This is a genomic window from Pseudomonas sp. 32_A, from assembly GCF_017490905.1.
GTDB lineage: Bacteria > Pseudomonadota > Gammaproteobacteria > Pseudomonadales > Pseudomonadaceae > Aquipseudomonas > Aquipseudomonas inefficax.
The window spans coordinates 55,322-81,551 of the sequence record NZ_JAFGYI010000011.1 but is presented as its reverse complement, the minus strand read 5'-3'; the positions used below and the strand labels follow the sequence as shown (position 1 = coordinate 81,551).

The 26,230-nt window shown below is 61.8% G+C and carries 25 protein-coding genes; 8 read left to right on the top strand and 17 right to left on the bottom strand.

Annotation, left to right across the window (positions count from 1 at the left end):
- Positions 1–13 precede the first annotated feature (13 nt).
- A complete protein-coding gene (cysD, locus tag J5M58_RS09335) occupies positions 14–931 on the bottom strand; it encodes a sulfate adenylyltransferase subunit CysD (protein WP_003251799.1) in 918 nt (305 codons plus the stop codon).
- Positions 932–1,178: 247 nt separating this feature from the next.
- Positions 1,179–1,937 (bottom strand): Nif3-like dinuclear metal center hexameric protein, encoded by a 759-nt coding sequence (locus J5M58_RS09330; protein ID WP_112250275.1) that lies wholly within the window; start codon positions 1,935–1,937, stop codon positions 1,179–1,181.
- Positions 1,938–2,105: 168 nt separating this feature from the next.
- On the opposite strand from J5M58_RS09330, the gene algW reads away from it, so the two are divergent.
- Complete coding sequence (gene algW, locus J5M58_RS09325; RefSeq protein ID WP_112250273.1) at positions 2,106–3,266, top strand: Do family serine endopeptidase AlgW; 1,161 nt, start codon at positions 2,106–2,108, stop codon at positions 3,264–3,266.
- Positions 3,267–3,386: 120 nt separating this feature from the next.
- Here the strand turns inward: algW and J5M58_RS09320 are convergent, their stop codons facing one another.
- The 4 genes from J5M58_RS09320 to J5M58_RS09305 all read right to left on the bottom strand — a co-directional run bounded on the left by J5M58_RS09320 (position 3,387) and on the right by J5M58_RS09305 (position 7,544).
- Positions 3,387–4,151, bottom strand: a complete 765-nt coding sequence (locus J5M58_RS09320; RefSeq protein WP_003251792.1) for an amino acid ABC transporter ATP-binding protein — start codon at positions 4,149–4,151, stop codon at positions 3,387–3,389.
- 10 nt (positions 4,152–4,161) lie between these two features.
- On the bottom strand, positions 4,162–5,259 hold the full coding sequence (locus J5M58_RS09315) for an amino acid ABC transporter permease (protein WP_046616500.1): 1,098 nt from the start codon (positions 5,257–5,259) through the stop codon (positions 4,162–4,164).
- Between the two features lie 10 nt (positions 5,260–5,269).
- Positions 5,270–6,448 (bottom strand): amino acid ABC transporter permease, encoded by a 1,179-nt coding sequence (locus J5M58_RS09310; RefSeq protein WP_112250271.1) that lies wholly within the window; start codon positions 6,446–6,448, stop codon positions 5,270–5,272.
- Between the two features lie 67 nt (positions 6,449–6,515).
- Positions 6,516–7,544 carry an amino acid ABC transporter substrate-binding protein gene (locus J5M58_RS09305; protein WP_085614304.1) on the bottom strand — a complete coding sequence of 343 codons (1,029 nt, stop codon included), beginning with the start codon at positions 7,542–7,544 and terminating at the stop codon, positions 6,516–6,518.
- 332 nt (positions 7,545–7,876) lie between these two features.
- On the opposite strand from J5M58_RS09305, the gene J5M58_RS09300 reads away from it, so the two are divergent.
- Both J5M58_RS09300 and rhlB read left to right on the top strand, forming a co-directional pair.
- Entirely contained in the window at positions 7,877–8,533 is a 657-nt protein-coding gene (locus J5M58_RS09300; RefSeq protein WP_207877961.1) for an alpha/beta hydrolase, read from the top strand.
- 101 nt (positions 8,534–8,634) lie between these two features.
- Positions 8,635–10,092 (top strand): ATP-dependent RNA helicase RhlB, encoded by a 1,458-nt coding sequence (rhlB, locus tag J5M58_RS09295; protein ID WP_207877960.1) that lies wholly within the window; start codon positions 8,635–8,637, stop codon positions 10,090–10,092.
- Between the two features lie 130 nt (positions 10,093–10,222).
- Here rhlB and moaE read toward each other — a convergent pair whose 3' ends face one another.
- From moaE to J5M58_RS09270, 5 genes are all read right to left on the bottom strand, one after another.
- The gene (gene moaE, locus J5M58_RS09290) at positions 10,223–10,669 is read right to left on the bottom strand and encodes a molybdopterin synthase catalytic subunit MoaE (RefSeq protein WP_025340575.1); all 447 of its coding nucleotides are present in this window, start codon (positions 10,667–10,669) and stop codon (positions 10,223–10,225) included.
- Between the two features lie 2 nt (positions 10,670–10,671).
- Positions 10,672–10,917 carry a molybdopterin converting factor subunit 1 gene (gene moaD / locus J5M58_RS09285; protein WP_061552451.1) on the bottom strand — a complete coding sequence of 82 codons (246 nt, stop codon included), beginning with the start codon at positions 10,915–10,917 and terminating at the stop codon, positions 10,672–10,674.
- Complete coding sequence (moaC, locus tag J5M58_RS09280; RefSeq protein ID WP_112250263.1) at positions 10,917–11,387, bottom strand: cyclic pyranopterin monophosphate synthase MoaC; 471 nt, start codon at positions 11,385–11,387, stop codon at positions 10,917–10,919. The genes moaD and moaC overlap by 1 nt, the downstream gene beginning before the upstream one ends.
- Positions 11,388–11,585: 198 nt before the next feature.
- Complete coding sequence (locus tag J5M58_RS09275; protein ID WP_013974146.1) at positions 11,586–12,980, bottom strand: PhoH family protein; 1,395 nt, start codon at positions 12,978–12,980, stop codon at positions 11,586–11,588.
- Between the two features lie 307 nt (positions 12,981–13,287).
- Positions 13,288–14,415: a polysaccharide deacetylase family protein gene (locus J5M58_RS09270; RefSeq protein ID WP_207877958.1), complete on the bottom strand. Its 1,128-nt coding sequence runs from the start codon at positions 14,413–14,415 to the stop codon at positions 13,288–13,290.
- A 137-nt stretch (positions 14,416–14,552) separates the two neighbouring features.
- On the opposite strand from J5M58_RS09270, the gene yaaA reads away from it, so the two are divergent.
- Positions 14,553–15,332, top strand: a complete 780-nt coding sequence (gene yaaA / locus J5M58_RS09265) for a peroxide stress protein YaaA (RefSeq protein ID WP_112250259.1) — start codon at positions 14,553–14,555, stop codon at positions 15,330–15,332.
- A 110-nt stretch (positions 15,333–15,442) separates the two neighbouring features.
- Here the strand turns inward: yaaA and J5M58_RS09260 are convergent, their stop codons facing one another.
- The 6 genes from J5M58_RS09260 to J5M58_RS09235 form a co-directional block, all read right to left on the bottom strand.
- Complete coding sequence (locus tag J5M58_RS09260; RefSeq protein WP_181457304.1) at positions 15,443–16,624, bottom strand: efflux RND transporter periplasmic adaptor subunit; 1,182 nt, start codon at positions 16,622–16,624, stop codon at positions 15,443–15,445.
- Between the two features lie 28 nt (positions 16,625–16,652).
- Entirely contained in the window at positions 16,653–18,098 is a 1,446-nt protein-coding gene (locus tag J5M58_RS09255) for a TolC family protein (RefSeq protein WP_243432267.1), read from the bottom strand.
- A gap of 10 nt (positions 18,099–18,108) precedes the next feature.
- Positions 18,109–19,278 carry an ABC transporter permease gene (locus J5M58_RS09250; protein WP_207877954.1) on the bottom strand — a complete coding sequence of 390 codons (1,170 nt, stop codon included), beginning with the start codon at positions 19,276–19,278 and terminating at the stop codon, positions 18,109–18,111.
- Positions 19,271–19,933, bottom strand: coding sequence for an ABC transporter ATP-binding protein (locus J5M58_RS09245; protein WP_207877952.1), 663 nt, complete (start codon positions 19,931–19,933; stop codon positions 19,271–19,273). Before J5M58_RS09245 ends, J5M58_RS09250 begins: the two co-directional genes overlap by 8 nt.
- Positions 19,914–20,594 carry a hypothetical protein gene (locus J5M58_RS09240; RefSeq protein ID WP_207877950.1) on the bottom strand — a complete coding sequence of 227 codons (681 nt, stop codon included), beginning with the start codon at positions 20,592–20,594 and terminating at the stop codon, positions 19,914–19,916. The genes J5M58_RS09245 and J5M58_RS09240 overlap by 20 nt, the downstream gene beginning before the upstream one ends.
- Before the next feature lie 176 nt (positions 20,595–20,770).
- Entirely contained in the window at positions 20,771–21,211 is a 441-nt protein-coding gene (locus tag J5M58_RS09235; RefSeq protein ID WP_207877948.1) for a hypothetical protein, read from the bottom strand.
- 93 nt (positions 21,212–21,304) lie between these two features.
- Between J5M58_RS09235 and J5M58_RS09230 the strand changes: the two genes are divergently transcribed.
- The 4 genes from J5M58_RS09230 to J5M58_RS09215 all read left to right on the top strand — a co-directional run bounded on the left by J5M58_RS09230 (position 21,305) and on the right by J5M58_RS09215 (position 26,221).
- The gene (locus tag J5M58_RS09230; RefSeq protein ID WP_207877947.1) at positions 21,305–21,619 is read left to right on the top strand and encodes a hypothetical protein; all 315 of its coding nucleotides are present in this window, start codon (positions 21,305–21,307) and stop codon (positions 21,617–21,619) included.
- 527 nt (positions 21,620–22,146) lie between these two features.
- A complete protein-coding gene (locus tag J5M58_RS09225) occupies positions 22,147–23,463 on the top strand; it encodes a nucleotide sugar dehydrogenase (protein WP_112250245.1) in 1,317 nt (438 codons plus the stop codon).
- 73 nt (positions 23,464–23,536) lie between these two features.
- Positions 23,537–25,018: a glycosyltransferase family 2 protein gene (locus J5M58_RS09220; protein ID WP_085614376.1), complete on the top strand. Its 1,482-nt coding sequence runs from the start codon at positions 23,537–23,539 to the stop codon at positions 25,016–25,018.
- Positions 25,019–25,054: 36 nt separating this feature from the next.
- The gene (locus tag J5M58_RS09215) at positions 25,055–26,221 is read left to right on the top strand and encodes an alginate biosynthesis protein Alg44 (RefSeq protein WP_112250243.1); all 1,167 of its coding nucleotides are present in this window, start codon (positions 25,055–25,057) and stop codon (positions 26,219–26,221) included.
- Positions 26,222–26,230: the final 9 nt, after the last annotated feature.

The following is a 26,230-nucleotide window of genomic DNA, read 5'->3' as shown; positions in this document are numbered from 1 at the left end:
GTAGCCCTGAAAATTAGAAGTAGCCCTGACGTTTCTTGTCTTCCATGGAACCGGCGCCATCGTGGTCGATGACCCGGCCCTGGCGCTCGGAAGTGCGCGTCAGGAGCATTTCCTGAATGATGTCGGTGAGCGTTTCGGCTTCCGACTCGACAGCACCCGTCAACGGGTAGCAGCCGAGGGTACGGAAACGCACCTTCTTCTTGACGATGCGCGCTTTCTCTTCCTCGGAGAGGTGCTCGAGAATACGCTCGTCGTCGATCATGATCAGGGTGCCATTCTTCTCGATCACTTCACGCTCGGCGGCGAAGTACAGCGGCACGATCGGGATGCCTTCGAGGTAGATGTACTGCCAGATGTCCAGCTCGGTCCAGTTCGACAGCGGGAAGACGCGGATCGACTCGCCTTTGTTGACCTTGCCGTTGTACACGTTCCACAGCTCGGGGCGCTGGTTCTTCGGGTCCCAGCGGTGCTTGCTGTCACGGAACGAATACACGCGCTCCTTGGCCCGCGACTTCTCTTCGTCGCGGCGCGCACCACCGAAGGCAGCATCGAAACCGTGCTTGTCCAGCGCCTGCTTCAGGCCCTGGGTCTTCATGATGTCGGTGTGCTTGGAGCTGCCATGGGTGAACGGGTTGATGCCCTGCGCCACACCCTCGGGGTTGACGTGGGTGATCAGCTCCAGGCCCATTTCCTCGACCATCTTGTCGCGGAAGCTGTACATCTCCTGGAATTTCCACTGGGTGTCGACATGCATCACCGGGAACGGCAGCTTGCCCGGGAAGAAGGCCTTGCGCGCCAGGTGCAGCATCACGGCGGAATCCTTGCCGATCGAGTACAGCATCACCGGGTTGTCGAACTCGGCGGCCACCTCGCGGATGATGTGGATGCTCTCCGCCTCCAGCTGTTTCAAGTGCGTCAGTTTGTCGACCATGGCTACTCACGAAAAACGATCTTATGGACGGCCTGCGGGCCGTGTTCGAGCGAGCCACTTTATCACAGCGGCTTCTTCTATTTAGGAGGCTGGCTAGATCGAAAAAGTCTAACGATATGACTGTGGGTTTGGGCCAGCAGGCCTGGCCTCTTCGCGGGTAAACCCGCTCCCACAGGGATCCCGCAGGCCTGGGATCAACACTATCCCTGTGGGAGCGGGTTTACCCGCGAAGAAGGCGACGCCGATGTCAGATCGGGTTCGGGCAATCGATGAACAGGTGCTCCACGGCAAACCGCCGTGCAAGGTAATCACCCAGCGCCTGCACCCCATAGCGCTCGGTGGCATGGTGCCCGGCGGCAATGAAGCTGACGCCATTCTCGCGGGCGCTGTGGTAGGTCTGCTCCGATGCCTCGCCCGTCAGGTACAGGTCCACTCCGGCCGCGATCGCCGTGTCGATGTAGCCTTGCCCGCCCCCGGTGCACCAGCCGACCCGACGGATCATCTGCTCACCCTCGACCAACAGGGGCTCACGCCCCAGCACCTCACGCACCCGCCGGGCGAAGTCGCGGGCGGTCATCGGCTCGGCCAGCGAGCCGACCAGCCCGACCACCTTGGGGTTCTCCGGATCCAGCGGACCTTCGACGGTGATGTCCAGCTGCCGCGCCAGTTGCACGTTGTTGCCCACATCCGGGTGCACATCCAGCGGCAGGTGGAACGCCAGCAGGCTGATGTCGTTGTTCAACAGGGTCTTCAGCCGGCGCTGCCGGATGCCGGTGACGCACGGGTTCTCACCCTTCCAGAAGTAGCCATGGTGCACCAGCACCAGGTCGGCCTCGGCCTCGACTGCCGCATCCAGCAACGCCTGGCTGGCGGTAACGCCGCTGACGATGCGGCTGACCTGCGGCCGGCCTTCGACCTGCAAGCCATTGGGGCAATAATCCTGGATCTTCGCGCTGCCCAGGTAACGCTCGGCTTCCTCGACCAGGGTGTTCAGAGCGACAGCCATGAAAATCTCCTCGAAATCTGCGTTCTTCTCGGGCACAACGCCCATGCAACGCCCGTATAATGCCGGCCATTATGGGCCGTCGCCGGCACTGGGGGAACCGGTGTATGATCGCGCGCGCTCATGCCCCACCGCACGGTCACCGTCCCCGGCTCTTTCCAGGATTCATTCATGTTCAAGGCTTTGCGTTATTTTGGCTGGCCCCTGCTTACCGGCGTACTGATCGCCATGCTGATCATCCAGCGCTTCCCGGAATGGGTCGGCCTGCCCAGCCAGGACGTCAACCTGCAGCAGGCGCCGCAGACCTCGCGGATCATGCAGGGCCCGGTATCCTACGCCGACGCCGTGACCCTGGCCGCCCCGGCGGTGGTCAACCTGTACACCACCAAGGTGGTGAACAAGAGCGCCCACCCGCTGTTCGAAGACCCGCAGTTCCGCCGCTTTTTCGGTGACAACCTGCCCAAGCAGCGCCGCTGGGAGTCGAGCCTGGGCTCGGCGGTGATCATGAGCCCCGAGGGCTACCTGCTGACCAACAACCACGTCACCAGCGGCGCCGACCAGATCGTCGTGGCTCTGAAGGATGGCCGCGAGACCTTGGCCCGGGTCATCGGCAGCGACCCGGAAACCGACCTGGCGGTGCTGAAGATCGACCTGAAGAGCCTGCCGGCGATCACCATCGGCCGCTCCGACACCATTCACATCGGCGACGTGTCGCTGGCCATCGGCAACCCGTTCGGGGTCGGCCAGACCGTGACCATGGGCATCATCAGCGCCACTGGCCGCAACCAGCTGGGCCTGAACAACTACGAGGATTTCATCCAGACCGATGCGGCGATCAACCCGGGTAACTCCGGCGGTGCGCTGGTGGATGCCAACGGCAACCTGATCGGCATCAACACGGCGATCTTCTCCAAGTCCGGCGGTTCGCAGGGCATCGGTTTCGCCATCCCGGTGAAACTGGCACTGGAGGTGATGAAGTCGATCATCGAGCACGGCCAGGTGATCCGTGGCTGGCTGGGCATCGAAGTACAGCCGCTGAGCCAGGAACTGGCCGAATCGTTCGGCATGAAGGACCGCCCGGGCATCGTGGTGGCGGGTATCTTCCGCGAAGGGCCGGCGGCAAAGGCCGGGTTGCAGCTGGGTGACGTGATCCTGAGCATCAACGGCGAGCCGGCCGGTGACGGGCGCAAGTCGATGAACCAGGTGGCGCGGATCAAGCCCAACGAGAAGATCACCATCGAGGTGATGCGCAATGGGCAGCAGTTGAAGCTGATCGCCGAAGTGGGGCTGCGGCCGCCACCGGCGCCGGCAGTCGCCAAGGAAGAGAAGTAAAAAACGGGGCCGCTTTGCGGCCCTTCGCGGGCACGCCCGCTCCCACAGTGATAACACCGGCCTCAAGCCCTGTGCAGTACCTGTGGGAGCGGGCGTGCCCGCGAAGGGGCCCCTACAGCATCAATGCAGGATCTGACTCAGGAACAACTTGGTCCGGTCACTGCGTGGCCGGTCGAAGAAGTCATCCGGCGCCGCCTGCTCGACGATCTCACCCTTGTCCATGAAGATCACCCGGTTCGCCACGGTCCGGGCAAAGCCCATCTCGTGGGTCACGCAGAGCATGGTCATGCCATCCTCGGCCAGGCCCACCATGGTATCGAGCACTTCCTTGACCATTTCCGGGTCCAGCGCCGAGGTCGGTTCGTCGAACAGCATGATCTTCGGCTTCATGCACAACGCGCGGGCAATCGCCACACGCTGCTGCTGGCCACCGGACAACTGCCCCGGGTACTTGTGCGCCTGCTCAGGGATACGCACCCGCTCCAGGTAGTGCATGGCAATTTCCTCGGCTTTGCGCCGTGGCATCTTGCGCACCCACATCGGCGCCAAGGTGCAGTTCTCCAGAATGCTCAGGTGCGGGAACAGGTTGAAGTGCTGGAACACCATGCCCACTTCGCGGCGAATGGCCTCGATCTGCTTGAGGTCGTTGGTAAGCTCCACGCCATCGACCACTATGCGCCCCTGCTGGTGCTCTTCCAGGCGGTTGAGGCAACGGATGGTGGTGGACTTGCCCGAGCCGGATGGCCCACACAGCACGATGCGCTCGCCCTGGCGCACATTCAGGTTGATATCCTTGAGCACATGGAACTGGCCATACCACTTGTTCACGCCCTGCATCTGGATGATGCCTTCGGGGCCGGCAGGCTGCTTGATCGCTTCACTCATTTCGAAACTCCTAACGCTTGTGGCCAGTGTCCAGCTTGCGCTCCAGGTGCATGGAGTAGCGGGACATACCGAAACAGAAAATCCAGAACACCAGGGCGGCGAACACGTAGCCCTCGGTAGCCATGCCCAGCCAGGCCGGGTCGGCGGCGGCTTGCTTGACGCTGTTCAGCAGGTCGAACAGGCCGATGATGATCACCAGGCTGGTGTCCTTGAACAGGGCAATGAAGGTGTTGACGATGCCGGGGATCACCAGCTTCAGCGCCTGCGGCAGAATCACCAGGCCCATCGCACGCCAGTAGCCCAGGCCCATGGCCGCGGCGGCTTCGTACTGGCCCTTGGGGATGGCCTGCAGGCCGCCGCGCACCACCTCGGCGATGTATGCCGACTGGAACAGGATCACACCGATCATGGCCCGCAGCAGCTTGTCGAAGCTCATGCCCTCAGGCAGGAACAACGGCAGCATCACCGACGACATGAACAGCACGGTGATCAGCGGTACGCCGCGCCAGAACTCGATGAAGGTCACGCACACCACCTTCACCGCCGGCATCTTCGAGCGCCGGCCCAGGGCCAGCAGGATGCCCAGCGGCAACGCGCCGACAATGCCCACGGTGGCGATCACCAGGGTCAGCATCAGCCCGCCCCACTGGCTGGTCGGTACGTTTTCCAGGCCCAGTACGCCCCCGTGCAGCAGGGTGTAGGCCAGCAGCGGGTACAGCACCAGGAAGCCCAGGCCGTAGAAGGCCTTGCGCGGGAAACGCTTGATGAACAGCGGCGCGGCGCCAAGCACGGCAAGCCACACGGTCAGGTCCACGCGCCAGCGCAACTCGGCCGGGTAGTAGCCGTACATGAACTGGCCGAAGCGCTGCTGCACGAACACCCAGCAGGCGCCTTCCTTTGTGCAGTCGGCGCGGGTGGTGCCGACCCAGTTGGCGTCAAGCAACGCCCACTGCAGCAACGGTGGCACGATCAGCCACACCAGGTAGATGGCGAACAGGGTCAGCAGGGTATTGAGCCAGCTGGAGAACAGATTGGCACGCATCCATGCGAGCACGCCGACGGTTTTCACCGGTGGCGGCATGTCGGGTTTGAAAACATGGGCATTCACAGGCGTATCCTCACCGCTCGATCAGCGCAATGCGCTTGTTGTACCAGTTCATCAGCAGCGAAATGCTGATGCTGATGGCGAGATAGACACTCATGGTGATGGCGATCACCTCGATGGCCTGACCGGTCTGGTTGAGCACGGTACCGGCGAACAGCGAGACCATCTCCGGGTAGCCGATACCGGCTGCCAGCGACGAGTTCTTCGCCAGGTTCAGGTACTGGCTGGTCAGCGGCGGAATGATCACCCGCAGTGCCTGGGGAATGATCACCTTGCGCAGGGTCGGGCCCTCGCGCAGGCCCAGCGAGCGCGCGGCCTCGGTCTGGCCATGGCTGACCGAACGGATACCGGAGCGCACGATCTCGGCGATGAATGCAGCGGTGTAGATGGTCAACGCCAGGGTCAGCGCCAGCAGCTCGGGGATCAGTACCCAGCCACCGACGAAGTTGAATCCTTTCAATTGCGGCACTTCCCAGTGCACCGGGCTGCCGAACAGCAGTGCGCAAACGCCCGGAATGGCGATGAACAGCGCCAGCCCCACCCAGAACTTGTGAAATGGCACGCCGGTCTCGTCGAAGCGCTTGTTGGCAAAGCGCACCATCGCCACGATGGCCAGCAGCGCCAGGGCCAGGGCCACGACGAACGGCCAGAAGCCTTCGGCCATGGACGCGCCGGGCATGTTCAGGCCACGGTTGCTGATGAAGAAGGTGTCGTCGATATTGATGCTGCCCCGCGGTCCCGGCAGGGTCAGGAACACGGCGAAGTACCAGAACAGGATCTGCAACAACGGCGGGATGTTGCGGAAGGTTTCCACATACACGGTCGCCAGCTTGTTGATCATCCAGTTCGGCGACAACCGCGCCACACCGATGATGAAGCCGAGGATTGTCGCCAGCACCACGCCGATGAAGGTCACCAGCAGGGTGTTGAGCAGGCCGATGACGAAAACCCGCGCATAACTGTCGGATTCCACGTAGGGGATCAGATGCTGGGCGATGCCGAAGCCGGCACTGCGGTCGAGGAAGTCGAAGCCCGAGGTGATGCCCCGGTGTTGCAGGTTGGTTTGCGTGTTGTGGAACAGATACCAGCCCAGACCCACCACGAAGACTATCGTGAGAATCTGGAACAGCCACGCGCGCACACGTGGATCGCTCAGGGATAAACCCTTTTGTGCGCCGATTCGATTTTGCATGAAGTGCCCCGGAAAGTAGGGTTCCGAACAGCCTGCGGCGGCGGGATGCCGCCGCAGGGTGCAACCATCAGCGCACTGGTGGCGCGTACTGGATGCCGCCGTTGTTCCACAGGGCGTTCATGCCACGGTCGATCTTCAGGTCGGTGCCCTGGCCCAGGTTCTTCTCGAACACTTCGCCGTAGTTGCCGACTTGCTTGACGATCTGCACTACCCAGTCCTTGGGCAGCTTGAGGTCCTTGCCGTACTCGCCGTCCGCACCCAGCAGGCGGGCGACGTCCGGGTTCTTGGTGCCTTTGGCCTCGGCCTCGACGTTCTTCGAGGTGATGCCTGCCTCTTCGGCGTTGAGCATGGCGAACAGGGTCCACTTGACGATGCTGAACCACTCCTCGTCGCCCTTGCGTACTACCGGGCCCAGCGGTTCCTTGGAGATGGTTTCCGGCAGTACCACGTAGTCGGTCGGCGCGGCCAGCTTGGAGCGCTGGGCGAACAGCTGCGACTTGTCCGAGGTCAGCACGTCGCAACGGCCGGACTCCAGCGACTTGGCGCTTTCGTCAGAGGTATCGAAGGTGATCGGGGTGTACTTCAGGCCATTGGCGCGGAAGAAGTCCGACACGTTCAGCTCGGTGGTGGTACCGGCCTGGATGCAGATGGTTGCGCCATCGAGCTCCTTGGCGCTGGAGACCCCCAGTTTCTTGTTGACCAGGAAGCCGACGCCGTCATAGTAGGTAACACCGGCGAATACCAGGCCCATGCCGGCATCACGCGAGCTGGTCCAGGTGGTGTTGCGCGACAGCACGTCGACTTCGCCCGACTGCAGCGCGGTGAAGCGTTCCTTGGCGTTGAGCTGGCTGAACTTGACCTTGCTGGCGTCGCCGAACACGGCGGCTGCCACGGCGCGGCACACGTCGGCATCGATACCCACGATCTTGCCCTGCGCATCAGGTACCGAGAAGCCTGGAAGACCATCGCTCACGCCACACTGGACGAAGCCCTTCTTCTTTACCGCATCGAGGGTGGCGCCGGCCTGGGCGTTGCTCACGGCGCCCAGCGCGGCGGCAGCGGTCAGGACTGCCAGGGTGGTTTTCAACATCTTCATTCACAACCTCCAAATCGCTCTTGTTGTATCGAGCCGGAATTGCACCGCACCCTTTTGAGGCGTATCCGACCCGTATTGGCTTGTTATTGGGTCAATTGGCGCAATGGACTGTTCTGTGACAGCCTTCGCGTGCAAAGGGTGTTACCGTCGCGGCCTGCCCTTTGCATCACAGGTTGGATTGCAAAGCGCGTACCAGCTTCGCTGGCTGTAGCGTTTAAGCGCTCGTCAAGTAGGGAAAGTTGTATCGTTGCGACATTCTTTTTCCGACAATCATTTGCAGCGCCTTCTTTTTACGCACGCCATAACAAGACCCGCACACTTTCGGAGCAGTCATGACCAACCCGCTGATTCTCGAACCGCAGAAAACCGCAGATGCCTGTGTGATCTGGTTGCACGGCCTGGGTGCCGACCGTTACGACTTCCTACCAGTCGCCGAATTCATGCAGGAGCGCCTGCTGGGTACCCGTTTCGTCATGCCCCAGGCTCCCACCCGCCCGGTAACCATCAACGGCGGCTACGCCATGCCTAGCTGGTACGACATCAAGGCCATGACCCCGGCCCGCGCCATCGACGAAGCGCAGCTGGAAGAATCGGCCGAGCAGCTCATTGGCCTGATCAAGGCCGAGCAGGCCAAAGGCATCAGCTTGTCGCGGATCTTCCTGGCCGGCTTCTCCCAAGGTGGCGCGGTGGTACTGCACACTGCGTATATAAAGTGGCAAGAAGCGCTGGGTGGCGTGATCGCCCTGTCCACCTACGCCCCCACTTTCAACGACCAGCATCAGTTGAGCGCCTGCCAGCAACGCACCCCGGCCCTGTGCCTGCACGGCGTGCACGACCCGGTGGTCATCCCTTCCATGGGCCGCACCGCCTTCGAGTACCTGAACACCTGGGGCGTCGCCGCCCGCTGGCACGAATACCCGATGGAACATGAAGTGGTGGTGGAAGAGCTGAACGACATCCACCACTGGCTGGCCGAACAACTGCAATAAGCCGCAGCCGCCTGTAGTTGTAAGGCTATTCCACTACGCCGCGCCCGAAACTTGCATTACACTGCCCGGCGTACATTCCTTAACCAGTTGACGAGACGATCGTGCTCAAGGCACTCAAGAAAATTTTCGGCAAGGGAGACGCCGCGCCACAGGCCGTCGCTCCTGCTGCCAGCGTGTCGCCGCCTGCGCCCGCCAGCGATGCCAGGCCTGCGGCAAAACCGGCCGCGCCACGCGCCAACCCCGCTCCCCTGGCCGAACAGCCTGCCGCCGTTACGCCAGCCGCCGACAAGCCGGCCAAGGACAAACCGCGTCGCGAGCGCAAACCCAAACCACAGGCCAGCCTGTGGAAACCGGAAGACTTCGTGGTCGAGCCGCAGGAAGGCAAGACCCGCTTCCACGACTTCAAGCTGTCCAACGAACTGATGCACGCCATCCACGACCTGGGCTTCCCGTACTGCACGCCGATCCAGGCACAGGTGCTGGGTTACACCCTGCGTGGCCAGGACGCCATCGGCCGGGCCCAGACCGGTACCGGCAAGACTGCGGCGTTCCTGATCTCGATCATTTCCCAGCTGCAGCAGACGCCGCCGCCGAAGGAACGCTACATGGGCGAGCCACGCGCGCTGATCATCGCGCCCACCCGCGAGCTTGTAGTGCAGATCGCCAAGGATGCCGTCGCCCTGACCAAGTACACCGGCCTGAACGTGATGAGCTTCGTCGGCGGCATGGACTTCGACAAGCAGCTCAAGGCCCTGGAAGCGCGCCATTGCGACATCCTGGTGGCCACTCCGGGCCGCCTGCTGGACTTCAACCAGCGCGGTGAGGTGCACCTGGACATGGTCGAGGTGATGGTGCTGGACGAAGCCGACCGCATGCTCGACATGGGGTTCATCCCCCAGGTGCGCCAGATCATTCGCCAGACGCCGCCGAAAAGCGAGCGCCAGACCCTGCTGTTCTCCGCCACCTTCACCGACGACGTGATGAACCTGGCCAAGCAGTGGACCACCAACCCGGCCATCGTCGAAATCGAGCCGGAGAACGTTGCCAGCGAAACGGTGGAACAGCACGTCTATGCGGTGGCCGGCAGCGACAAGTACAAGCTGCTGTACAACCTGGTGACCCAGAACAAGTGGGAACGGGTAATGGTGTTCGCCAACCGCAAGGACGAAGTGCGGCGTATCGAGGAAAAACTCGTGCGCGATGGCATCAACGCCGCGCAGTTGTCGGGCGATGTGCCGCAGCACAAGCGTATCCGTACCCTGGAGAGCTTCCGCGAAGGGCGCATCACCGTGCTGGTGGCCACCGACGTGGCGGGGCGTGGCATTCACATCGATGGCATCAGCCACGTGATCAACTTCACCCTGCCGGAAGACCCGGACGACTACGTGCACCGCATTGGCCGGACCGGCCGTGCAGGCACCAGTGGTGTTTCGATCAGCTTTGCCGGTGAAGACGACTCGTACCAGCTGCCGGCGATCGAAGAGCTGCTGGGGCGCAAGATCAAGTGTGAAATGCCGCCGGATGAGCTGCTCAAGCCGGTGCCGCGCAAGCACCATTAACTTGTGCCGGCCTCTTCGCGGGTAAACCCGCTCCCACAAAGTACTCCACAGCTTTCGAAACCTGTGCAGTACCTGTGGGAGCGGGTTTACCCGCGAACCGGGGCGAAGCGCCGGCCATCAAACGAAGAACTCACCAGCGCCCAGCGGCATCCTGGTCACTCTGCTTCCCTTCTACCCACCGCGCCCCTTCCTGGGTATTTTCCTTCTTCCAGAACGGCGCCCGGGTCTTCAGGTAATCCATGATGAAGTTGCAGGCATCGAACGCCGCCTGCCGATGAGCACTGGCCACGCCGACGAACACGATTGGCTCGCCCGGTTCCAGCGCACCGATGCGGTGCAGCACCTCCACCTTGAGCAGCGGCCAGCGCTGCTCGGCCTCGACCACGATCTTGGCCAGGGCCTTTTCGGTCATGCCCGGATAGTGCTCGAGGAACATCCCCGCCACTTCGCGGCCATCATTGAAATCCCGCACGTAGCCGACAAAACCGACCACCGCGCCCACGCCGACATTTGCCGCGTGCATGGCATTGGTCTCGGCCCCCGGGTCGAACGCGCCCTCCTGTACTCGCACAGCCATGTTCAGCCTCCGGTCACCGGTGGGAAGAACGCCACTTCATCGCCCTCTTCCAGAGGCTCATCGAGCTTGCACAGCTCTTCGTTGCGCGCACACATCAGGTTCTGCTCGGCCAGCACTTCGTAATGCCCACCCTTGGCCACCAAGGCCTGGCGCACATCGTCGAGCACCTTGAACGCGCCCTCCACCCGCTCGGCATCCACGCCCAGCAGTTCGCGGTAACGGGCGAAGTACATCACCTTGACCTTCATCACGCCTCCACCTTGTAGTGGCCGCTCTTGCCGCCGAGTTTTTCCAGCAGGCGCACCTGCTCGATGACCATGCCCTTATCCACAGCCTTGCACATGTCATAGATCGTCAGTGCGGCCACGCTGGCGGCGGTCAGCGCCTCCATCTCCACGCCGGTCTGCCCGGCCAGCTTGCAGCGGGCGACGATGCGCACGGCGTCCAGCCCCTCGGCGCTGAGCTCGACCTTGACGCTGGTCAGCATCAACGGGTGGCACAGCGGGATCAGATCGCTGGTCTTCTTTGCCGCCTGGATCCCGGCAATGCGCGCCACGGCGAACACGTCGCCCTTGGGGTGTTCACCGTCGACGATCATCTGCAAGGTCTGCGGCAACATGCGCACCCGCGCCTCGGCGGTGGCCTCACGCTCGGTCACGGCCTTTTCAGTGACGTCGACCATGTTGGCCCGCCCCTGGGAATCAAGATGTGTCAGCACTGCTCTGCTCCTGTGAAGGGAACTCGCAGTGTAAACCTGTGAGTCAGGTTTGAGCAGAAGTATGTTTCGGCAGGTTCGGCCACTTCGCGGGCACGCCCGCTCCCACAGGTACAACACGGGACTCGAGGACAGCGCATTACCTGTGGGAGCGGGCGTGCCCGCGAAGAGGCCGGGCGGCGAACCGCCCGGCGGTGAGGGTTACAGATGCGACTCGGCGTACTCGGCCAGCACCGAGCGTGGCACGCCCTGCAGGGTGATGTGCACGCCATGGGGGAAGTCCTTGAAGCGCTCGGTCAGGTAGGTCAGGCCCGAGCTGGTCGCGGACAGGTAAGGGGTGTCGATCTGCGCCAGGTTGCCCAGGCAGACCACCTTGGACCCGGAGCCGGCACGGGTGATGATGGTTTTCATCTGGTGCGGCGTCAGGTTCTGGCACTCGTCGATCAGGATCAGGCTCTGCTGGAAGCTACGACCTCGGATGTAGTTCAGCGACTTGAACTGCAACGGCACGCGTTCGAGGATGTATTCCACGCTGCCATGGGTGCTTTCGTCATCCATGTGCAAGGCTTCGAGGTTGTCGGTGATGGCGCCCAGCCAGGGCTCCATCTTCTCGGCCTCGGTGCCCGGCAGGAAGCCGATCTCCTGGTCCAGCCCCTGCACGCTGCGGGTGGCGATGATGCGCCGGTAGCGCTTGCTGACCATGGTCTGTTCGATGGCTGCGGCCAGGGCCAGGATGGTTTTGCCGGAACCGGCGGCGCCGGTCAGGTTGACCAGGTGGATATCCGGGTCGAGCAGGGCGAACAGCGCCAGGCTCTGGTGGATGTCCCGCGGTTTCAGGCCCCAGGCTTCCTGGTGCAGCAGCGGTTCCTGGTGCAGGTCGAGCAACAGCAGCTCATCGTTGCGGATACCCTTGATCCAGCCGACGAAGCCCTGTTCATCGATGATGAACTCGTTGACATGAACCGCCGGCAGGTTGTCGATCAATTGCACGCGATGCCAGGTGCGGCCGCGCTCCTGGCGGGTATCGACCTTGCTCACCCGGTCCCAGAACGAGCCGGTGACCGAATGGTAGCCCTTGGACAGCAAGGACACGTCATCGACCAGTTGGTCGGTGCTGTAGTCCTCGGCCGCGATGCCACAGGCACGCGCCTTCAGGCGCATGTTGATGTCTTTGGTGACCAGCACAACGTCCAGGTCGGTGCGCCGGGCCCGTACTTCGAGCAACTGGTTGATGATGATGTTGTCGTTGAGGTTTTCCGGCAGCAGCTTGTTCGGCTCGTTGCGCGGAGTCATCAGGATTGACAGGAAGCCCTTGGGCCCGCTCTTGCCACGCTGGATCGGCACGCCCTGCTCGACATCGCTGGGAGAGGCGTCACCAAGGGTCTGATCAATCAGGCGAATGGCCTGGCGGCATTCGGCGGCGATGGTCTGTTTGCCGGTCTTGAGCTTGTCGAGTTCCTCCAGCACCGTCATCGGGATGGCGACATGGTGCTCCTCGAAGTTCAGTAACGCGTTGGGGTCGTGAATCAGGACGTTGGTATCGAGCACATACAGGATAGGCTTGCTGGAGGAAGGGTTGCGTCCTTGGTCATCCATACTCGGTCACCTTATGTCGAAGCCACACGGCGTGGTCTGTTACGCCGCAGAGTGACTGCCGCTGTCCCCGTATCCGCGTTGTTACGGGCGGGAAGCGAACCTGGCTAGGTGGGCCTGGATGACGCCACCTGTGCTGCAGGAATCGGCTGTCTGGTTTCTTCATACAGCAAAAATGATGACTAAAAAAAGTCTTTTTACGTGCAGGTGAAGTTTATTTTTCCAAATGACGAACAGGGGTTGGCGAGGGGGCGCGTGGGGGCTACAGTAAAAATTCAGGCTGGCATTGATGGGGGCCGCTTTGTGGCCCCTACCCACTCAAGCCATAAGCTTGGCAATCTTCCCAACCAATCCCGCTCTGCGCCGTATTGCGCAACAACCACTCCACCGCTGGCTGCGCCTTGGGCAGGCTGTCATGGAACTGGATCACCCCCTTGCGCCACAGCAGCATCAAGGTCAGCACCCTCTGCGCAGAGGCTTCGGCGCTCAGTGCGCCATCGTCCTGGGCATCGATATCCCACAACGACACCTGCAACTGCTGGCTGGCCATGAACGCCTCGCCATCGGCCCGGCGCTGCCCGTAAGGCGGGCGGAACAACGGCACATATTGCTGCGGCAGGTCGGCCTGCACCCGCGCCTGGCTGCGCCGCAACGAGTCCTGCCAGCCGGTCCATTGCGCATGGGAGCGGTACTCCCAACCCTGGATCCCCACGCACTGCCCGCCATAGAGCTGATGCAAGGCATCTGCCGAGCCGGCATCGCGGCGTTGCTGCAGGCGGTTGCCGAGCACGAAGAACGTACCTTCAAGCTTTTGCCGGCGCAGGTAATCAGCCAGCAGGTCGGTACTGCCGCCATCCGGCCCGGGGCCGCCGACGAAGGTCAGCAGGAACATGCGGTCGTTCAGTTCATCCCCATTGCGCTCGCCCGGGGACAACCGCTCCACCTCGCTGCTGGTCTGTGGCAGCAACGCAGCCTTGCGCAGTTGGTCGTCCAGATAACGGACATGGAACTGATGGCTAGGCTCGATCCAGCCCGTATAGAACGTGCCGACATCAGCGGCGAACGTCGCTGCCTGTGTGCGCAATTCCGCCATCGACGTAACCGGATAGCAGAACGACGCATCCTGTTCGCAACTGCGCTGCGCCTGTTGATACCCTTCCCACAAACGCTGCCACATGCGCGCCCGCACCTGGCGCACCTTCTGCAGATTGACCTGCCGTAGCCCCAAGCGTGCCGCCAGCGTCGCGTCGTCAAGCAGTTCGCTTTCGTGCAGTACCTGGGCGAACGAGAGGATCTCGGCCCGCGAGGCCACATCGAACAACGCCGGGCTGTCCAGCTGTTCAGGCCACAGGCTGCGGTCCAGGCTCAGCTGGGGTGAAGGGGCGGCTTGCGCGGCCAGGCTCAGCAGAGCGGCCAGCAAGGCAGAGGCAATACGCACGGTTGAAGGCTCCGCAACGGCGAAACGCGCACTATAGCCTCTGCATCGGCCATGGTCTGTGACTATCGTCGCCATAGTTTGGAGTTGCACTGTCCAGCCCGTAGAATTCCCGGCCAACGATGCCAGGAGCCGACCCGATGCTGACGGTGATTTCACCCGCCAAGACCCTCGACTACGACACCAAGCCTGTGACCGAGCGTTTCACCCTGCCCCAGTACCTGGACGACTCCCAGGAGCTGATTCAGCAGCTGCGCGACCTGTCGCCGGCGCAGATCAGCGAACTGATGCATCTATCCGACAAGCTCGCCGGCCTGAATGCCGCGCGCTTCGGCAGCTGGACCCCGGACTTCACCCCGGCCAATGCCAAGCAGGCGCTGCTGGCGTTCAAGGGTGACGTGTACACCGGCCTCGACGCCGAGAGCTTGAGCGAGGATGACTTCAGCTACGCCCAGCAGCACTTGCGCATGCTTTCGGGCCTGTACGGCCTGCTGCGCCCACTCGACCTGATGCAACCCTACCGCCTGGAAATGGGCACCAAGCTGGCCAACGCCCGCGGCAAGGACCTGTACGCCTTCTGGGGCACGCGCATCAGCGAATGGCTGAACCAGGCCTTGGCCGAGCAGGGCGATGACGTCCTGCTGAACCTGGCCAGCAACGAGTATTTCAGCGCGGTAAAACGCAGCGCATTGAAGGCTCGGGTGATCAACGTCGATTTCAAAGACTTGAAGAACGGCCAGTACAAGATCATCAGCTTCTATGCCAAGAAGGCACGGGGGATGATGAGCCGCTTCGTGATCCAGCAGCGCATCAGCGAACCGGAACAACTCAAGCAGTTCGATGTGCAGGGGTACTACTACAGTGCCGAGCAGTCGAAGCCGGACCACCTGGTGTTCCTGCGCGATCATCCTGCCGAGTGAGCCTGGAACGCCCTCTTCGCGGGTAAACCCGCAAGTTCCCCATTGCACTCGAGGCCAGTGCAATACCTGTGGAGCGGCGTGCCCGCTCCCACAGGCTGCCCCGCGGGCCTTCAGGGTAATTGCACGAACCCCGACTGCAGCCCGTTCACCTCGACACCTTGCGCAACGGTAATACCAACAGTGACCGGAACCTTGCGCGGCGCCTGCTCATCTCCCTCGCGAAACACCACATAAGTCCTGCCTGCCTCATCCCGCCGCAGCGCCTCGGGTGGAAGCACTATCGCCTGCTCTCGGCGCTGCAATAACAGCGCCAGCTGCGCGCCCATGCCCAGCCGTAAACCTAGTTCCGAGGACACTACAGGCAAATTCAGGTCCACCACGACGTCATACCATGCCCCCTGCCCTGTATCGTTTCGCGGCTGCTGCCCAATCTGACTCAGCCGACCGACAAGCAGATGACCAGCGATGATGGCCCCGACTTCCATGCCTTCACGCAAGCTTCCCACATCGCGCTCCTCCACGCCGGCATTCACCTGCAACCGCTCAAGGTCGCTCAAGACCAGCAGTGGCATGCCTTGCGTCAGTGCCTGCCCCTCCTGCAGTGGCAGCGCCGTGCTCGCACCACCATTGCCTACACGTGCCAGCAGGCCATCGAACGGCGCCCTGAGCACTCTCTGTTCGCGCATTGCCGCCAATGCCTGCCACCGCGCTTCGGCGTTCTCCAGCTCCATTTCGGCAATAGCCAGTACATCGCCCTGCCCCCGTGCCCGGGTCAGTTGCAGCTCCTGCTGCGCATCCAGCACCGCTTCACGTTGCGCTTGCTGCAACTGCTCAAGGCTATCGACTTCCATGCGCGCAACGATCCCGCGCTCGAACAGCCGTCGGGTTTCATCCAGCGCCGCCTGGCCAGCAGCAAGCGCGGCGCGCGCCGCGCCTAGCACACGCAGACTGCGAGCGACTTCGGGGCTGGCAGGCCATGTTCGCAACTGAGTAACCAGGGCTCTGGTCCTCAGGCGCTCAGCCTCGGCCTGGCGCAACTGGATGTCGATTTGCCTGGTATCGAGCCGCATCAGGGGCTGGCCCGCAATAACCCGCTGCCCCTCCTGCACCAGAACCGACGCCAACGCGCCATCGAACGGCGCGCTTAGGATCACCTGACGGCCCGACTGCACCTTGCCGACCAAGCCCAGGCGACTTTCCAGCCGCTGCGGCTGGACCTGCACCCAGTGTTGCGTACCCTGCCCGGCAGCATCGGGCCATACCTGCCAGAGCGACACACCCAGCAGGCTCAAGAGCCCACCCAGCGCCAACCAGCCTCTCCTAGTCATTGAGTGCCACATCCCAGCGTTCCAGCGTGGTCCCCAGTACCTGATCCAGAACCACCTGGGCATCGAGGTAATCGAGGGTGGCATCGAGATGGGTACTTTGCGCATGCCGCAGGTCGCCCTCGAAACTCAACACTTGAAAGTTGCTGGAGCGTCCCGCAGCAAGTTTCTCCTGCTCGATATCCAGCTTGCGCTGCGACAAGGCCAGGGCACGCTCGGCAATTTCCAGTTGCCGCCAGCGCACCTGGATATCGCGCACGGTGCTGATCACCTCGCGTTGCAGTTGCTGACGGGATTCGGCCAGGCTCAATGCCTGGCTATCCACCGCCACCTGCGCACGTACCTTGGCCTGACGCCGGCTGAGGTCGCCAATCGGCACATCCAGTTCAAGACCCAGATAATGCTCCCAGGAGGCCTGGTCGCCTGGTCGTTCGCGCAACTGGCTGGCACCGCCGACCAGCGACAGATCCCACCACTGCGCATTGCGCGCCACCCGCAAGTCGATTGCTGCCTGTTCACCAGCCAGCAACTGCATCAGATAGGCCGGTTGAAGCGCCTGCGCCCGAGCCAGTGCCTGTTCGGTGTCCACCTGTACATGCTCGATGCGTAAAGACTCCGCTGCTCTGAGTTGCGTCGAAAGGTCTATCCCCAATAGCTGTGCCAGCGCCAGACGGCTTTGCTGCAACTGGTTGCGGCTGCCTTCGCGGGCCAGTTCCTGGCTTGCGACTTCGGCCTCTGCCTGGACGATTTCAAACGCGGCCATACGCCCGGCAGCAATCAGCGCCCTGTTCACCTCGACCAGCTTGCGTGAACGAGCCAGGCCATCGTCAGCGATGCGCAACTGCTCCTGAGCACGTAACAGACCGCGATACAGCAGGATGGTGCGGGTGATGACGTGGGCCACGTTGTCCTTGAGCGCCAGGCGGTGCAACTGTTCGGCCAGCTGCGCCTGGCGCAGCGGCGCGCCGGCGATCTCGCGCCCGGCGCCACGTAACAAGGGCTGGATAACCATCAGGTTGGCGCCATCCCGGTAGCGCCGGCCCGCGCTATCGGCGCGGGTATTGCCGTAAGCCCAGTCAAGGCTCAAGCGTGTACCGTAGGGTGTGAGCAAGCTGGCTGCGGGCGTCAGCTGCGCCTCCCGATAGCGGTCCGCGTGATTGCGGTTGCCCAGGTAACGCGCCTTCAACGACAGCTGCGGGGCGAACTGGTCACGGGCTACGCGCAGGTCGAATTTCTGCGCGATACGCTCAAGGTAGGCACTGCGAATTGCCCGGTTGTCGCGCAAAGCCAGGGCAATGGCATCGGCCAGCTCGATATCCACGGGCTCGCCGTGCATGACCGACAGGGCACTCACTGGTAAACGGTTCTGCACAGCCGGACGGGACGGCCGCAGGCAGTTTTCGGCCATGGCCACCCACGGTAGCGCTAATGCGCAGGTCATCGCCAGCCACCTAGTCATCACGCAATGCCACTACCGGCTGTAGCCGCGCGGCGGCCAGCGCAGGCTGCAGGCCGAAGAAAAGTCCCAGCACCAATGAAATGCCCATGCTCACAGGCAGCGAGCCTGCATCGAGTGCGAAACTCCAGCCGGAAGCCAGGGTGAACAGCCAGGCACCGGCCAACCCGAGCAGCACACCCAGCAGCGCCCCGGCTACCGAGAGCAACAGCGCTTCAAGCACGAACAGCCAGGCGATATCACAACCACGCGCCCCCAGGGCCATGCGTACGCCGATCTCACGGCGGCGCTGCACCACGTTCATCACCATGACATTCATCACGCCGACACCACCAAGCAGCAGCGCGATGGCAGCGGTGCTCGCCAACATCCAGGTCATCATCCGTGACTGCCCGGCCATGCTCTCCAGCATTTGCCGCGGCAGTTGAACATTCACTTCATGCCTCGGCAACCGTGATTGCAGGTACTGATACAGCGAACGAGCGGCCTGGGGCAGGCTCATCGCATCCACACCCAGCGCGACCAGCGTCCCGACATCCGGCGGAGGGTTCAGACGACGAACGCCGGATAGTGGCATCAGCACGGCGTCGTCGAAATTGACCGGCAACATCGGGTTGTACCCGTGCGGCGCAAGCACACCCACTACATCGAACCCATAGGAGCCCAGCTGCAAGCGATCGCCGCTGCTCACACGCAGCTGGCGCGCCAGAGAAGCCCCCAGCAGAACATGCGTGGCCAGTTCATCGTAACCGGACAGCAATCGGCCCTGATCTACCTGCAACCGCAGCACTTCGTTCAGGTACGTGGTGCTGCCGACGACCATCGTCTCGATGCTCTCCCCGTTGAATCGCACGGTGGCCACGCTGACCGCCAACGGCGCTGCGGCACGTATGCCCGGCGGCAGATCGACAGGCTCCAGCGCCATCGGCTCGCCCCGTTCGACCGTCGCCTCAAGGTTGGCAATCAACAACTCGCTACCCAAGCCCTGGAACAACTGCCGGGTATGCTGCGCCGCACTGTGGCCGATGTTCATCAAGGCCACCAATGCGGCACAACCGACAGCGATGCCAAGCAGCGCCAGCACGGCCCGAGCGCCTGATTGCCTCACGCTGCCCAGCGCCTCGCCGATGCGTTGTGGCCAGCTTGGTCCATAGGCTTCAGACATCGAACACGGCACCGTCACGCACCCGCAGGCGCCGGTCAAGGCACTGCGCCATGCCCGGGTCATGGGTGACCATGAGCAAGGTCATTGCTTGCTCGCGGTTCAGGCTCGATAGCAGCCCCATGATGTCTTGCGCCGTATCGCCATCCAGGTTTCCCGTTGGCTCATCGGCAAGCAGTATTCGCGGCCCGGTAACCAGCGCCCGAGCGATCGCCACACGCTGGCGCTGGCCGCCGGACAGATCAGCGGGCCGGCTCAAGGCACGATGGGCCAGGCGGACTTTTTCCAGTTGAGCCTTCGCGGCCTGCCGTGCCGAGGCCAGGCGGATACCCCGGTAAGTCAGCGGCAGCGCGACATTGTCCAGAACGGACAGGCGTGGCAGCAGGTTGAAGCTCTGGAACACGAAGCCCAGCGAGCAATTGCGGGCGATGGCGCGTTGGTCAGCATTTGCCTGCGTCATGTCACAACCGTCCAGTATCAGACGTCCCCGACACGGCTGGTCGAGCAGGCCGATCAGGTTGAGCAGCGTACTTTTGCCTGAGCCGGAGGAGCCAATAATGGCGCATGACTGGCCTTCAACAAATGACAGAGATACATCATCGAGAACTATCCGGCCGTCAATCGAACGTTTTACTGATTCAAGACGAAGATGGCTCATTACCCACCCCCAAATTATCTGTCAAACGATCCTGATCAGCCCCCCATTCAGTGGCAATCATATCGATCAGCGAAACGTTGAACTCAGGCCATTCGATCTCCGATGAATTCAACTGCATCGTTATCATGACCTCATAATTACCGAACCGGGCTTCCTCGATCGCTGGCAAAGATCGATAGTAAGACAAGATCTCCTGGAGACCCTGCGCACTACTACCGCTAGCCTGCTGCTCTGCACTGATCTTGCTGCAGATATATACGGACCATTCACAGTAACGCCTGCTCGTTTCCATCGCTGCGGCCTTACGCTCATTGACTGTAAAAACTCCGCCCTCATCGTAAGCGATAAGGCTCAACTGCTCCTGAGTCAGCTGGGCAAACGGATTACCCGCTCTGCCATTAACAAAATCAGTAGCTTGTTTAGCCCTGGCAAGCCATTCAGGGTCTTCTGTGTCGGGGGTTTCAGCATCATGAGCGACCTTGGCGAACTCATAGCCCAAGCCAAAAAGCCGCTCGCTTATTTTAGCCGCCAAGACTGCCAGATCGCTTCTTGACAACTGGCTATCTCGCAACTCGGCACGCTCTGCCGCCGCACTCAAGGCCTTCGCCAGCGAGGAAATCTGTTCGTCAATCACTTCTTTGAGAGTTTCCAGCTCTGCCATGCGCTCAATCGCGGTCGAACGCTCCCGCGCACCGAAATCTTGCGCACTACGCAAAGCGCCCCCTACATATCTTATTTCCATGTAAGCCTCACCTATCGTAAGCAAACCTAATACTTGATCAGCAGCGCTTCGCCGCAAATTCGCGACGAAGCAGCTACCCTTTCTAGTTGAAATGCTTATTTCATGGTGAACTCGACACGCCATGAATTATCAGTGGAGGTGCCGGTAATATTGGCCGTACAGGTCGCGCCGCCACTTGGAGTGGCTGTTTTTGTCCATTCGGGTTTTTTGATACCGCCAGGCATCAGACGCATCTGAAACGTGGTACCGAAAGCACAGGTTTTACGTCCCATCGTGTATCGCACCATCGCCGCGTTTACATCCGGGCTGACAACACGTTGAACGCCGAAAGTACTCACTGTGCCGGGGGCCATCTCCTGTGCAGGGCGAGGAACAGCGATCTGATAGGTGCTGGATTCGTTCGAGGTCACCAGCTTGAGAACCATTGTCTCGGCTCCCTGGTTTTTGACGGTTACGTCTACCTTCGGCCCCGCCTGGACCATGCCAGCCATCAGCAACGAACCACTGGCCATCAGGACCTGCGATTTCTTCTTCATTTTTGGCTTTCTCTCATCTCTTCCATGTGGTTTATGGATGAGACGCCCCTGGTGACCTAGGGTCCCAAGGCTGCCCAAGACGCTCCTTCGTTCATGGACGGCTCCATAGAGCGCCCAGATGGGGTAACGGCAGGCAACGGCAAAGCCTTAGCTTTCTTGTGGTCTTGGTATATTTCTGCATGTGTCGTCGCGTTGGCCCCAGAAAGGGGCACACCTCATATCGCCATCACGCCACAAATCCGACGCCAAAAAATCGACACATCGCAACTTATAGCCAAACGCCATAAGACCGTTCGTAGCTTTTTTGACGAATTTTTCAAAATATTTTTTGATGCTGGCACAAAAATATCTCGCAACAGTTTCGCCCTTTATATATCGGGGCAAAACACCCGTGTGCTATCAGATTGAAATTGTCGGCCACTGAAAAAATATTTAGAAATCTTTCATCCGCGCCGAACCCACCCCGGAACTTCTGCTACGACGAATCGCTCATAGTGCCGTAACGATTTTCCTGCCTCCGGGCTGTGAGAGATGACTTACAGATGACAACGGCAGGTATCCACTACCAGCCCCAACAACTTCGACAGGTATGACGGCAACCCCCGAAGACCCTGTCCACGCAGGAGAGACGCGTCCCTTACAATTCGTCCTAGTGGTTGATTTCAAAGGATTTTTCCACTTGAAAAAACAAGCACAGCAAAGCGCCAGGTAGCGCATTGCAATAAAGACGGCTGCATTCCAGGGCACGTTTTTTAATTAATGGCTTTTTACTGCCACATTTGAGTGCATAACTTTTTGCGCTCCGGATTTATTTTGCCTGCGCTCGGCGAAGTGTGCATTTCGCCATGGATCCGTGCGCCCGAAAACTGTTGTTAATCAACCCAGCCCGGCTCTCTCCAGAGGCGCCGGCGTGATAAACACATGAGGTGATAGCGATGCGTATCAGCATCTTTGGTTTGGGTTATGTGGGTGCAGTCTGTGCAGGCTGCCTGACGGCGCGAGGCCATGAAGTGATCGGTGTGGACGTATCCAGCACCAAGATCGACCTGATCAATCAGGGCAAGTCGCCCATCGTCGAACCTGGCCTGGAAGCACTGCTGCAACAGGGCATCGCCAACGGCCGCCTGCGCGGTACTACCGATTTCGCCGAAGCCATCCGTGCCAGCGACGTATCGATGATCTGCGTGGGTACCCCAAGCAAGAAGAACGGCGACCTGGGCCTCGAATACATCGAGTCGGTTTGCCGCGAGATCGGCTACGTGCTGCGTGACAGCGAGCGCCGCCACACCATCGTGGTGCGCAGCACCGTGCTGCCGGGCACCGTGAAGAACGTGGTCATCCCGATCCTCGAAGACTGCTCGGGCAAGAAAGCCGGTGTCGACTTCGGCGTCGCGGTCAACCCGGAATTCCTGCGTGAAAGCACCGCGATCAAGGACTACGACCAGCCACCGATGACCGTCATCGGCGAACTGGACAGCGCCAGCGGCGACATCCTGCAGGCCCTGTACGAAGAGCTCGACGCACCGATCATCCGCAAGCCGATCGAAGTGGCCGAGATGATCAAGTACACCTGCAACGTGTGGCACGCCACCAAAGTCACCTTCGCCAACGAGATCGGCAACATCGCCAAGGCCGTAGGCGTGGATGGTCGTGACGTGATGGACGTGGTCTGCCAGGACAAGGTGCTGAACCTGTCCCAGTACTACATGCGCCCTGGCTTCGCCTTCGGCGGCTCGTGCCTGCCCAAGGACGTACGTGCCCTCACCTATCGTGCCGCCAGCCTCGATGTACGCGCACCGCTGCTCGACTCGCTGATGCGCAGCAACGAATCGCAGGTGCAGAACGCCTTCGAGCTGATCGAAGCCCACGACAAGCGCAAGGTCGCACTGCTCGGCCTGAGCTTCAAGGCCGGTACCGACGACCTGCGTGAAAGCCCGCTGGTGGAGCTGGCCGAACGCCTGATCGGCAAGGGCTACCAGCTGGACATCTACGACGAGAACGTCCAGTACGCCCGCGTCCACGGCGCCAACAAGGACTACATCGAGTCGAAGATCCCGCACGTGTCGTCGCTGCTCAACGCCGACTTCCAGAAGGTGATCGACAACGCCGACATCATCGTCCTGGGCAACCGTGACGAGCAGTTCCGTGAACTGGCCCAGCAAGCGCCGGCCGGCAAGCACGTGATCGACCTGGTCGGCTTCATGAGCAAACCGACCTGCGCCACCAGCCGTACCGAAGGCATCTGCTGGTAAGTGCTGGCCGGGCAGCGGGGGCCTCCCCACCCCCGCTGCCCACCTTTTCCCGAATTCTCGACGGATGCTGAACATGCAAAGGATCCAGACAGTGCTGTTGCAGTGCGCCGGTTGGCTGCTCTACATGAGTCTGCTCATGCTGATCGCCCTGGCCCTGCCAGCCGATATCTTCGACTCGCAGTCGAAGCACTTCATCTTCCTGGTCGGCGCAGTCGGCATCTGGCGCTATTCCATGGGCGCCACCCATTTCATCCGCGGCATGATCTTCCTCTACGGCGTGTACCCGTACCTGCGCCGCAAGGTGCAGAAGATGGGCAAGGACGCCGACCCGTCCCACGTGTACCTGATGGTGACCAGCTTCCGCATCGAAGCACTCACCACCGCCCAGGTGTACAGCTCGGTGATCCGCGAGGCGATCAACTGTGGCTTCCCCACCACCGTGGTCTGCTCGCTGGTGGAGATGTCGGACGAACTGCTGGTGAAAAGCCTGTGGGCCAAGTACAACCCGCCAGCCCACGTGAAGCTGGACATCGTGCGCATCGCCGGTACCGGCAAGCGTGACGGCCTGGCCTACGGTTTCCGTGCGATCTCGCGCATGCTGCCGGACGAGAACGCCGTGGTGGCGGTGATCGACGGCGACACCGTGCTGGGCGATGGCGTGGTACGCAAGACCGTGCCGTGGTTCAAGCTGTTCCCCAACGTCGGCGGCCTGACCACCAACGAGTTCTGCGAAGTGCGTGGCGGCTACATCATGAGCGAGTGGCACAAGCTGCGCTTTGCCCAGCGCCACATCAACATGTGCTCGATGGCCCTGTCCAAGCGCGTGCTGACCATGACCGGGCGCATGTCGATGTTCCGCGCCAGCGTGGTGACCAACCCCGAGTTCATCGCCGACGTCGAAAGCGACTCGCTGATGCACTGGCGCCTGGGCCGCTTCAAGTTCCTCACCGGTGACGACAAGTCCAGCTGGTTCAGCCTGATGCGCCTGGGCTACGACACCTTCTACGTGCCGGACGCCGCCATCAACACCGTCGAGCACCCGCCGGAGAAGAGCTTCCTCAAGGCCAGCCGCAAGCTGATGTACCGCTGGTACGGCAACAACCTGCGGCAGAACTCCCGTGCGCTCGGCCTGGGCCTGCGCCGCCTGGGGCTGTTCACCAGCATCGTGCTGTTCGACCAGCGCGTGTCGATGTGGACCAGCCTGCTGGGCCTGACCGTGGCGGTGATCGCCAGCCTCAAGTTCGGCCTGGGCTTCCTGCTGGTGTACCTGCTGTGGATCGGCATCACCCGCCTGATCCTAACCATCATGCTGCTGTGCTCCGGCCACAACGTCGGCCCGGCCTACCCGCTGATTCTCTATTACAACCAGATCGTCGGCGCGCTGATGAAGATCTACGTGTTCTTCCGCCTCGACAAGCAGTCCTGGACGCGTCAGCCCACTGCCCTCAAGCGTGACCTCGCCAGCTTTCAACAATGGTTCAACACCTGGTCCTCGCGGACCATGACCTTCTCGGCTGCCAGCATCTTCGTTGCTGTGCTGTTCATGGTCGTGTGAGCCCAACCCGGATCGGAACTAACAGGAACAAAACACATGAATACCGCCGTGAACGTCAACGTCGTGCATGAGTCCGAAGCCCAGCGCCAGCATGCCCGGGTACGCATCCCCGCCAAGCTGCGGTTCCTAGACCCTCAGCGCCAGGCCCACGATGTGAAGGTCGACGACCTCTCCGCCGGTGGCCTGAGCTTCCACACCAAGCAACCACTGTCGGTTGGCGACGTGCTCCGCGGACGGCTGCAGTTCACGGTCGACAACCTCGGCCTGTCGATGGACATCGAGTTCCAGGTGCGCTCCTTCCACCCGGACAGTGGCCGCACCGGCGCGCAGTTCCAGAACCTCGAGCCACGTGACATCGCCACCTTGCGCCACATCATCACTTCGCACCTGTCGGGTGAGCTGATCACCGCTGGCGATGTGCTCAGCACCTTGCAGCGCGACAACTTCACCAAGGCACGCAAGCAGAAGGACGGCGGTGCCGGCCTGAGCGCCTTCGGCCGCCTCAAGGCGGTCACCGTCACCCTCGGCGTGTTCGTGGTCGGTGTAGCCGCCTTCGGCTTCATCGCCAAGTCGCTGTACGGCATGTACTTCGTCAGCCATGCCGAAGCCGGCGTGGTCGCGGTACCCACCACCAACGTCACCATGCCGCGCGACGGCACCGTGAACAGCTTGGTCGAAAGCGGTGGGCAGATCGCCAAGGGCGCGCCACTGGCCAGCTTCACCACCAGCATGCTGGACATGCTCAAGGGCAACCTGGAAGACGCGCAGCTGGAACCGGCGAAGATCGAGGAACTGTTCGGCAAGCAGCTGTCCGGCACCCTCACCAGCCCCTGTGATTGCGTGGTTGCCCGCCAGCTGGTGGACAACGGCCAGTACGCTGCCAAGGGCCAGCCGATCTTCCAGCTGATCCCACGCACCACCAACCCGATGATCGAGGCGCGCTTCACCTACCGCCAGTTCGACGAGGTCAAGCCAGGTACCCAGGTCAACTTCCAGGTAGCCGGCGAAGACGAAGTGCGTACCGGCCAGATCGTCAGCAGCGCCAGCCTCAACAGCGAAGACCTGGCCGCCGACATCCGCGTGCAGATCAAGCCCGACAGCGCCCTGCCCGCCGAACTCGCCGGCCGCCCGGCTTCGGTCAACAGTGACCGTGGCCCATCGCTGAACTGGCTGATCGACAAAGCCATGGCCCGTGGGCTGTAAGAGGATCAC

Excerpts from the sequence above, each read along its gene's own strand:
- cysD (WP_003251799.1), bottom strand. The coding sequence starts at position 931 with ATGGTCGACAAACTGACGCACTTGAAACAGCTGGAGGCGGAGAGCATC.
- J5M58_RS09330 (WP_112250275.1), bottom strand. The coding sequence starts at position 1,937 with ATGGCTGTCGCTCTGAACACCCTGGTCGAGGAAGCCGAGCGTTACCTG.
- algW (WP_112250273.1), top strand. The coding sequence starts at position 2,106 with ATGTTCAAGGCTTTGCGTTATTTTGGCTGGCCCCTGCTTACCGGCGTA.
- J5M58_RS09320 (WP_003251792.1), bottom strand. The coding sequence starts at position 4,151 with ATGAGTGAAGCGATCAAGCAGCCTGCCGGCCCCGAAGGCATCATCCAG.
- J5M58_RS09310 (WP_112250271.1), bottom strand. The coding sequence starts at position 6,448 with ATGCAAAATCGAATCGGCGCACAAAAGGGTTTATCCCTGAGCGATCCA.
- J5M58_RS09305 (WP_085614304.1), bottom strand. The coding sequence starts at position 7,544 with ATGAAGATGTTGAAAACCACCCTGGCAGTCCTGACCGCTGCCGCCGCG.
- J5M58_RS09300 (WP_207877961.1), top strand. The coding sequence starts at position 7,877 with ATGACCAACCCGCTGATTCTCGAACCGCAGAAAACCGCAGATGCCTGT.
- moaE (WP_025340575.1), bottom strand. The coding sequence starts at position 10,669 with ATGGCTGTGCGAGTACAGGAGGGCGCGTTCGACCCGGGGGCCGAGACC.
- moaD (WP_061552451.1), bottom strand. The coding sequence starts at position 10,917 with ATGAAGGTCAAGGTGATGTACTTCGCCCGTTACCGCGAACTGCTGGGC.
- J5M58_RS09275 (WP_013974146.1), bottom strand. The coding sequence starts at position 12,980 with ATGGATGACCAAGGACGCAACCCTTCCTCCAGCAAGCCTATCCTGTAT.
- yaaA (WP_112250259.1), top strand. The coding sequence starts at position 14,553 with ATGCTGACGGTGATTTCACCCGCCAAGACCCTCGACTACGACACCAAG.
- J5M58_RS09255 (WP_243432267.1), bottom strand. The coding sequence starts at position 18,098 with ATGACCTGCGCATTAGCGCTACCGTGGGTGGCCATGGCCGAAAACTGC.
- J5M58_RS09250 (WP_207877954.1), bottom strand. The coding sequence starts at position 19,278 with ATGTCTGAAGCCTATGGACCAAGCTGGCCACAACGCATCGGCGAGGCG.
- J5M58_RS09245 (WP_207877952.1), bottom strand. The coding sequence starts at position 19,933 with ATGAGCCATCTTCGTCTTGAATCAGTAAAACGTTCGATTGACGGCCGG.
- J5M58_RS09240 (WP_207877950.1), bottom strand. The coding sequence starts at position 20,594 with ATGGCAGAGCTGGAAACTCTCAAAGAAGTGATTGACGAACAGATTTCC.
- J5M58_RS09235 (WP_207877948.1), bottom strand. The coding sequence starts at position 21,211 with ATGAAGAAGAAATCGCAGGTCCTGATGGCCAGTGGTTCGTTGCTGATG.
- J5M58_RS09230 (WP_207877947.1), top strand. The coding sequence starts at position 21,305 with ATGGACGGCTCCATAGAGCGCCCAGATGGGGTAACGGCAGGCAACGGC.
- J5M58_RS09225 (WP_112250245.1), top strand. The coding sequence starts at position 22,147 with ATGCGTATCAGCATCTTTGGTTTGGGTTATGTGGGTGCAGTCTGTGCA.
- J5M58_RS09220 (WP_085614376.1), top strand. The coding sequence starts at position 23,537 with ATGCAAAGGATCCAGACAGTGCTGTTGCAGTGCGCCGGTTGGCTGCTC.
- J5M58_RS09215 (WP_112250243.1), top strand. The coding sequence starts at position 25,055 with ATGAATACCGCCGTGAACGTCAACGTCGTGCATGAGTCCGAAGCCCAG.